This window comes from Endozoicomonas ascidiicola (genome assembly GCF_001646945.1).
GTDB lineage: Bacteria > Pseudomonadota > Gammaproteobacteria > Pseudomonadales > Endozoicomonadaceae > Endozoicomonas > Endozoicomonas ascidiicola.
Genome location: NZ_LUTV01000006.1, coordinates 325,223 through 333,225 on the forward strand (window position 1 = coordinate 325,223; position 8,003 = coordinate 333,225).

The window sequence follows — 8,003 nt, forward strand, 5'->3', positions numbered from 1 at the left end:
TTTGATGAGCCGTGTGTCCATTATGATTTTCATCCAGTAATTTTGGACGAAAGATCAGAAATCACAGGCTCATTTCATTTTGGAAACAAGGGCTCAGTTCAGGCTCATTTCATATTGGAAGAGACTACGAATGGTTAATTCACTACAATACTGAACGAACTCACCAAGGTAAAAAGTGTTGTGGCAGAACGCCGATGGATACTTTACTTGATGGTAAAAAGATCTGGATGGAAAAGTTCGTTAACGTAGCTTGACCTGACAGACACCTTCTTGAAAAACGGTAACTGTCAGATCGGGTCTGAATTACTACACCTAATACTAACCCACTAATCAACTCTATCTATGCACTTAATTTTTCAGCAAACCCTAATCAGTGGTTTAATCCGAGCGGGTCGTGATCTACTGACCTTATATTTTCATCTAATTTCTTAAAGAATTGAGTTATATTAACATCGGATTGTTCAAACGTTTTCAAGTCCTTCTGAAGCATCATTTGACATTCCTCTGGTGTTAACTGTTGCATCTTTTCCTCTATTTGAGGCAACCACTGACTCCTGAGTTGCTTGGCTGCAGCGTCCTGTTCATTATTACTCAATCCTGAAGATGCTAGCATTTCCCCCTGTTGGTGATTGATGAGAGCTAATACAGAGTTTCTCATGCTGTTGGCGGTATCTTGATTCTTCAAAAGATTTTCCATTACCTGCGGGTCGAATGCTGCGAGTTTCATAGTACCTTCTATCGAAAACTGCCTTTGAAACTCTTCGTAGCTCATTTTTTGGCCAGCAGGTGTTCGATGATAGTCGCAAAAAAGTTGCGCTATTTTCTTTGATTTAGGAGTTAGATCGGCAGCCTGGATACATGCCCACTGTGACAGTGTAATAATCCTTTGCGTTGTTGTCTGGGCAGGCATTAGCTCATCAATTTTTGCACCATGCTTTAGTAATAGTTCAACCACCTTTTCCTGACAATTCGGGCCAAGTATTGCACTGGCAAGAGGCGACCTCTGTATAGGGTTCTCAGGGGCTATAATATTTGCATGCCCTCCCTTTGAGAGCAGTAATTCCAGAATATCTGTTTGGCCTTTCTCTGCAGCGAGATAGACTGGTGTGACGATGACCTGACTTTCTGCTGGTGGAATTACATCACCTTCACTAATCGGTGCAATGCCGCCACTTGGGCGAATGGCATACTGCATCTGCGCATTTGGGCTGGCGTTGTTAGTCAGGAGAGCATCTACTGCTTGAGTATTGCCGTGCTCAATAGCCATAGACATCGCAGTAGTACCATCCCCCCTGGGCTTGTCTGGAGCAAATACCTCACTTTTCGCTATAGCATGGATAACATCGGCATGGTTTTCCTGAGCCGCAATAAACAGTGCGTGAGAGTTCAAGTCGGCATGAGGGTTATTTTGCATTGGATCTGCGCCATGACTGATCAGTTCTTCAACCACAGGTGCTTTACCATGTCTGGCTGATATGGCAAGGATTTTCCGAACACTTTTTTACGCTGCCTTGGCAAGTTGTTTTTCATATTTGAACGGTGCCAGGTAGCCATTGCTCGAGTGCTTTCTCTGACGGTTATAAAACACTTCAATATACTCAAAAATTGCCTGATGAGCCTCTTCTCTAGTCTGAAAATCCTCATGATGAACCAGTTCTGTTTTCAGCGTATGAAAGAAGCTCTCGGCCACCGCATTATCCCAGCAATTCCCCTTGCGACTCATGCTGCAGASRAAGTCATTGTCKTTTAGTAATGACTGATAGCGTTCCGAGACATACTGGCTTCCACGRTCGCTATGCACCAGCAAGYCAGCTTTGGGCCTGCGCTTCCACATTGCCATTTCCAACGAGTCGGTTACCAGCGTTGCTGTCATTCTATTGCTCATGGACCAACCAACGACTGCTCGCGAGCACAGGTCAATAAATACCGACAGGTACAGCCACYCCTCGCGAGTTTGGATATACGTAATATCTCCGACGTATGCCTGGTTAGGTTGATCCCGATGGAAGTCGCGCTCCAGTAAATTATCTGCCACTGGCTTATTATGCCGTGAGTCAGTTGTTGCTTTGAATTTACGTTTTGTTTTACAAACCAGCTTTGCCTCTTTCATTAATCGGTTAATCCTCTGGCGACTGACATTTTTGTCCTTATCAGCCAAGTCATCTTTAATACGACGCTCACCATATGTTCTACGGCTTTTCTCGTGTATAGCTATGATTTCTGCCTTCAATGCCCGATCTTCCTGAGATCGCTTCGATTCAGGCCGGGAGAGCCACTCATAGTAGCCAGTGCTGGATACGGACATAACTCTGCACATAGCTGCAACACTGAAGCTCTCCTGGAAATCTCTGATGAATTTGAATCTCAGAGACTTTCTCTGGCAAAGAAGGCTGCCGCCTTTTTTAAAATAGAGTGTTCCTCTTTGAGTCTTGCCACTTCTTTACGCAAACGTTTCAGTTCGTCGTATATATGCTCATCACTTTTCTCTGACTTGCCAGATGCCTTAGGTCGATGATATTTGGCAATCCAAGTGTGCAGAGTGTTAGCGTTGACACCAAGATCTCTGGCCGTCTCAGTCACTGGTTGGTCGGATTCTACAGCCAGCTTCACGGCTGACTCCTTGAACTCTGCTGTATAAGTTTTTACTTTCTTTTCTGTCATCTGGACACACCTTTAGGGGCTTTGATATTACCCGTGCTTGTGTGTCCGGAAAACTATAACCACTTCACTTTCCCTGGAGCCTTTTTTCCGTACTGCGACTTTTATTTGTTTCATTGCAATCACCTACAAACTACTGGTTGGGATAAAGTAATCTATAATGTATTGACAGTTTCTGCTGGCAGTAAAGCAGGAGAATCCTATGAAACGTCTCTACTACCTGACAGGTTCGCTCAACAGTGTAACCCAAATCATCGATGATCTTCACCATGCCGGTATTTCAGACTGGCATCTTCATGTCCTCAGCCGCAATGAAGCAGGGCTTTACCACCGGCAAATTCACAGCGCTAATATGCTTCAGGAAAATGATGTACTTCACTCTGGAGAGCTTGGCGCCTTGATCGGCGGGCTTGCAGGTCTGACGATTGCAACGCTTCTGGAACTCTGGGATCCATTCGAATTTACTGCATCGTTCCCAATGCTTATTCTGGTAGCCGGGGTTTTTACCCTGTTTGGAGCATGGAGTGGTGGTCTGGCCGGTGTCACCCGTGAAAACTACAAAACGGAACGTTTTCACGATGAACTCATTCGGGGCAGGCACCTGATTATGGTGGATGTGTCTAAACAGCAGGAGAAAGTGGTTCGACATCATCTTAGCAACTACCACCCAGAAGCTTCTTTAGCGGGGGAAGACACCACACTCATTCTCCCCTTCAGTCCAAACTTCTGGCGTTACCCAAGACATAACTAAGGCGACTGGCATTCACCTTGCTTTCACTTTGCATCCAAAAGAGGCTGAACTCTGCTAAATAGTTCAGCCTCTTTTGCTTTGGGCTTCGGCCCCATTAAGCTGAAAACAACAACCGCAGCGCTGGAGAAGACAAAACCCGGAATCATTTCATAAAGGTCAAACAATCCCCCACTGAGTGACCGCCAGACAAACACCGTGACTGCACCTGTCACAATACCCGCTAATGCACCTAACCCATTCATACGTTTCCAATACAGCGACAACAGCAAGGCAGGCCCAAAAGCGGAACCAAACCCGGCCCAGGCATAAGCAACCATCGCTAATACAGAGCTGTCCGGCGTTAATGCAATCACTGTTGCTATCGAAGCCATGACAACAACGGTAATACGACCAACGACTAGCATTTCCTTTTGACTTGCCGCTCTGTGAAAGAAGTGACGATAGAAATCTTCAGCAACTGCAGTGGAACAAACCAGTAACTGGGAATCTGCGGTACTCATAATGGCCGCTAGAATCGCCGCTAACAGAATACCCGCTATCACTGGATGAAACAGTAGATTGACCAACAACATTAAAATTGCTTCAGGGTCCGCAAGAACAATCCCTTGCTTTTGGGTATAGACCAGACCTGCAATCCCCACCATCAGTGCACCCACCATACACACAGCAGTCCAGGAAACAGCTATACGACGCGCACTGGGTAATTGCTCTATCTGCTTTATTGCCTTGAACCGAGCCAGTATATGCGGCTGCCCAAAGTAACCAAGCCCCCACCCCAATAAGGAAACAATTGTTATCCATGAGATGCTCTCACCTTGCCTATTGGTGAAAAGATTCGTGAAATGGGCATCCATGGATTGCAGTTCTGACATCAGCTGACCAGAGCCGCCTACAACCTCAAGTGCGTAGATGGGAACAATCAACATAGCGACAGACATCAACAGCCCCTGTATCAAATCCGTCCAACAAACTGCAAGGAAGCCACCGAAAAGCGTATACGACACCACACTAGCCATGCCAATGATGACGGCCATTTCATAATCCAGGCCAAAGGTGGACTCAAATAACTTGCCACCAGCCACTAACCCAGAGCTGGTATAGAACAGGAAAAACACAAGAATCAGCAGAGCACTGATCGGTTGTATAAGAGAGGAAAGGTCTGAAAATCGATTTGAGAAATACTCTGGCAGCGTCAGGGAATCATTTGCTGTCACACTGAACACTCTCAAGCGCTTCGCTACAATCAGCCAGTTCAACCAGGTTCCTAATAATAAACCGGCACCCAGCCAAACTGCCTCAAAGCCCGCGACAAACACGTAGCCTGGCAGGCCAAGCAGCAACCATCCGCTCATATCGGATGCTCCGGCACTGAGCGCCGCAGTCCAAGGCCCCAGTGAACGGCCACCGAGAAAATAATCTGCGCCAGTACTGGTTCGCAGCCATGCCAGATAACCAACACCTAACATGCCTGCAAAATAGACCAGAAAGGTCATCGCGATTTGAAACTGTCCGTCCATGGCTGTCCATCCTGAGAGTCATTCACGCTTTATAAGCACAACTCTCTTTATCGGACAGAAGCAGAAACTGAATAATATATCTAAGAAGCTGTTCACAATCTTTCTGCGAGCTGCAAACGATCATGAGCAGCTTCTAACGAGTACCCGCTTTTACTGGGCTAACTCTTGGTTTTCGAGAGCGCTGCTTGGCACCGGGAGAAGTTTGTCGACCAGATGAGCCAGTAGAACCCGGCTTTTTATGCGGTTTATTACCGCCTGCTCGATGGCCACCCTGATATTCAGTCTTTGGTTGCTTTGGCTTTTTGATTTTTTTAGGACGACGATTCGGATCATAGCCCGTTTCTGGCAACTCATTAACCGGCGTGAAGCCATGGACTTCTTTACGCTCAAGGGTTTGCTTGATCAGCTGCTCAATAGCGGACAACAACTCCACTTCATCAGCACAAATCAGAGACACCGCCTGACCGGTTGCACCCGCTCTGCCCGTGCGCCCAATACGGTGAACATAGTCCTCCGCCACATTAGGCAGATCAAAATTCACCACCTGGGGTAATTGATCAATATCCAATCCACGGGCAGCAATATCCGTAGCCACTAATACACGAACATCGCCAGATTTAAAATCAGCCAATGCTTTGGTACGAGCCCCTTGGCTTTTATTGCCATGAATCGCGGCAGAGGTAATACCTTTATCATCCAGATAGCGGGAGAGCTTATTAGCTCCGTGCTTGGTTCTGCTGAAAACCAGCACTTGCTCCCACTGATGATGTTTAATCAAATGAGCCAACAAGGCAGGCTTTTGCTTTTTATCAACAGGGCTAATCCATTGAGTGACGGTCTGGGCTGTTGTATTTCGAGGACTCACAGAAATTTCGACAGGATCATTCACCAGCCCTTTCGCCAATGTACGGATTTGATCAGAGAATGTTGCCGAGAACATCAAGGTCTGACGCTGCTTTGGCAAAATAGCCAGAATCCGTTTGATATCATGGATAAAGCCCATATCCAGCATACGGTCAGCTTCATCCAGCACCAGAATTTCCAGCTTATTGAAGCGGATAGCATGCTGATTATAAAGGTCGAGTAAACGACCCGGCGTAGCCACTAAAATATCCGCCCCACGACGCATACGCATCATCTGAGGGTTCACCTTAACACCGCCATAAACAACAGCGGAGCTTAGTGGTAAATGCCGGCTATAAGAAAGTACATTGTCACCTACCTGCGCAGCCAGTTCCCGTGTTGGGGTCAGAATCAATGTGCGAACTTCGTTCGCTCCTACCCGCGTGCCACGGCTCAATAACTCAAGAATCGGTAAAGTAAAACCTGCAGTTTTGCCGGTTCCTGTCTGCGCTGCCGCCATCACATCCCTGCCCTCCAGCACAGCAGGAATCGCTTTACTCTGAATCGGTGACGGTGTTTCGTAGCCTTCCTCAGCTACTGCCTTCAGAATCGGGGCTGAAAGGCCCAGAGAAGAAAAAGTCATAAGTAAGATTGTCTCATGAAGGTTGGAACGGCGAAGAAATCCAACGTAGGGAACTTGATATTAAGCAGCCTTTCACACTGCTCTTTCATGAGCAGTAGTAGGAATCGCTTCGCACGATACAATCTACTTATCTTTTCCGGGTGAGATGTTAAAAGCCCGATATATTGTCTAACGGGTGTTCAACAGCCTTTAGCAAATTTGTAAAAACTTAATGCCTGATAATAAGCAACGCTTCAATGCATAAAATACTCAATGAAACGATACCGCAGATTATCATCTAATAAGCTATAAAGAGCTTCAGAAGGTTTTATCAGTGAACCAAGCGTGTGGATAGTACATCTTCTACCCACTTCTTTCTATTGTCTATATCCGAATAGCTTATTGGATGTTTATCTGATGCAGTACGGATGAATAGCTTCGACCAGTTTCAAAAGCGTACAGGTGCGCTAACCGATAGTGTAATAGCATTGGCTCCCAGAAATACCAAATCAGTTTCCAGATAGCGGGTCGAGAAGCCGATTGTCGGCAGTATAGCTGGCGCAACATGTAGATTGTTAAACGGAATTTTGTTTTTATATTTCCCCCTGTAACCATGCAGCAAACCAAAAGCCCACTTAGTTCTCATACCTGACACATAGTCATCCAGACGGAATTCTTTCCCCCAATAAACAAACTGAGAATCCTGATTAAACGAGTTTTTGAAAAATGCCACCCCCCACATTTCATTTCCTTCATAGCGCTCAATACCGATCAACTTCTGGTCATTATTATGCTCAGGCTTTGGGTCCCAGTGCTTGGTATAGATACTGGTACTAAAGACATATTTAACACCTTCACTTATATCTTCAGCTTCTTGGGCGTTATCAGAAACGTCTGTTACAAAAGACCAAACCGGTGACGCAAAACAAGTCACTATGACTCCCAATACAAGCAGCGTACTGGATTTTTGGCAAAGACTACTGATAGAGAACAGCAAAAAAATCTCCAGCTCTGTGCTTGATGACATTAAAGGAAGGCGTAAAGCTTACTGCAAAAAGCTGAACAGCTTATTAATAGAGACTGAACGAGCCTATTAGTTCAACAGAAACCCAAAGAAGTTAAGCACAATCCGAAGAATGGAGCGCGACGAAGTCTCTTCCAATATGAAATGAGCCTGAACGGAGCCCTTGTTTCCAAAATGAAATAAGCCTGTGATTTCTGATCTTTCGTCCAAAATTACTGGATGAAAATCATAATGGACACACGGCTCATCAAATCGCTCCAGCAGGTGGAGGAGCTGCTTCAGGCTACACCGCAGATACAGCCTGGTTGGAAGTCAAAAGACGAGTGCTATCAATGGATTGCAGGCACTCTCAAACACTTTCGATACCGCACTCTGAGCAAGCCTGAGAAAGGGCTGATCAAACGCTATCTGATCGTCGCTTCAGGCTATTCCAGGGCGCAAATAACCCGGCTAATTAAAGAATACCTGAATCTAGGAGGCTGTCGGACTTGAAAGTAAAAACCGGAGATGGGCCGCAATAAAGTCAAAAATCACAGAATCCAGTCTGGAAGTGCTGTTTATGTCGTCAGTCTCTTTTGCCCAAATATC

The 8,003-nt window shown here is 45.9% G+C and carries 8 protein-coding genes and 1 pseudogene; 3 read left to right on the forward strand and 6 right to left on the reverse strand.

Annotated features, from left to right (window positions below; genetic code table 11):
* Positions 1-128 precede the first annotated feature (128 nt).
* Positions 129-254 (forward strand): annotated as a pseudogene (locus tag AKL11_RS26805) (IS481 family transposase); the annotation flags it as partial.
* Between the two features lie 116 nt (positions 255-370).
* Here AKL11_RS26805 and AKL11_RS18375 read toward each other — a convergent pair.
* The 3 genes from AKL11_RS18375 to AKL11_RS18385 are packed head-to-tail and all read right to left on the reverse strand — an operon-like array spanning position 371 to position 2,661.
* The gene (locus tag AKL11_RS18375; protein ID WP_095210508.1) at positions 371-1,486 is read right to left on the reverse strand and encodes an ankyrin repeat domain-containing protein; all 1,116 of its coding nucleotides are present in this window, start codon (positions 1,484-1,486) and stop codon (positions 371-373) included.
* Between the two features lie 15 nt (positions 1,487-1,501).
* Positions 1,502-2,368, reverse strand: coding sequence for an IS3 family transposase (locus tag AKL11_RS18380; RefSeq protein ID WP_067520215.1), 867 nt, complete (start codon positions 2,366-2,368; stop codon positions 1,502-1,504).
* Positions 2,365-2,661 (reverse strand): transposase, encoded by a 297-nt coding sequence (locus AKL11_RS18385; protein WP_067517703.1) that lies wholly within the window; start codon positions 2,659-2,661, stop codon positions 2,365-2,367. Before AKL11_RS18385 ends, AKL11_RS18380 begins: the two co-directional genes overlap by 4 nt.
* A 199-nt stretch (positions 2,662-2,860) precedes the next feature.
* On the opposite strand from AKL11_RS18385, the gene AKL11_RS18390 reads away from it, so the two are divergent.
* Positions 2,861-3,409, forward strand: a complete 549-nt coding sequence (locus AKL11_RS18390; RefSeq protein WP_067520217.1) for a hypothetical protein — start codon at positions 2,861-2,863, stop codon at positions 3,407-3,409.
* 23 nt (positions 3,410-3,432) lie between these two features.
* On the opposite strand, the gene putP is transcribed toward AKL11_RS18390, so the two are convergent.
* From putP to AKL11_RS18405, 3 genes are all read right to left on the reverse strand, one after another.
* Positions 3,433-4,926: a sodium/proline symporter PutP gene (gene putP, locus AKL11_RS18395; protein WP_067520219.1), complete on the reverse strand. Its 1,494-nt coding sequence runs from the start codon at positions 4,924-4,926 to the stop codon at positions 3,433-3,435.
* A gap of 133 nt (positions 4,927-5,059) precedes the next feature.
* Positions 5,060-6,412 (reverse strand): DEAD/DEAH box helicase, encoded by a 1,353-nt coding sequence (locus tag AKL11_RS18400; protein ID WP_067520221.1) that lies wholly within the window; start codon positions 6,410-6,412, stop codon positions 5,060-5,062.
* 427 nt (positions 6,413-6,839) lie between these two features.
* Complete coding sequence (locus AKL11_RS18405; RefSeq protein ID WP_095210510.1) at positions 6,840-7,418, reverse strand: sn-glycerol-3-phosphate transporter; 579 nt, start codon at positions 7,416-7,418, stop codon at positions 6,840-6,842.
* Positions 7,419-7,646: 228 nt separating this feature from the next.
* Between AKL11_RS18405 and AKL11_RS18410 the strand changes: the two genes are divergently transcribed.
* Entirely contained in the window at positions 7,647-7,907 is a 261-nt protein-coding gene (locus AKL11_RS18410; RefSeq protein ID WP_067520163.1) for a hypothetical protein, read from the forward strand.
* The last annotated feature ends 96 nt before the right edge of the window (positions 7,908-8,003 follow it).

Bases quoted from the DNA above. Each gene is read 5' to 3' on its own strand.
- putP (WP_067520219.1), bottom strand. From the start codon at position 4,926: ATGGACGGACAGTTTCAAATCGCGATGACCTTTCTGGTCTATTTTGCA.
- AKL11_RS18390 (WP_067520217.1), top strand. From the start codon at position 2,861: ATGAAACGTCTCTACTACCTGACAGGTTCGCTCAACAGTGTAACCCAA.
- AKL11_RS18410 (WP_067520163.1), top strand. From the start codon at position 7,647: ATGGACACACGGCTCATCAAATCGCTCCAGCAGGTGGAGGAGCTGCTT.
- AKL11_RS18400 (WP_067520221.1), bottom strand. From the start codon at position 6,412: ATGACTTTTTCTTCTCTGGGCCTTTCAGCCCCGATTCTGAAGGCAGTA.
- AKL11_RS18385 (WP_067517703.1), bottom strand. From the start codon at position 2,661: ATGACAGAAAAGAAAGTAAAAACTTATACAGCAGAGTTCAAGGAGTCA.
- AKL11_RS18405 (WP_095210510.1), bottom strand. From the start codon at position 7,418: ATGTCATCAAGCACAGAGCTGGAGATTTTTTTGCTGTTCTCTATCAGT.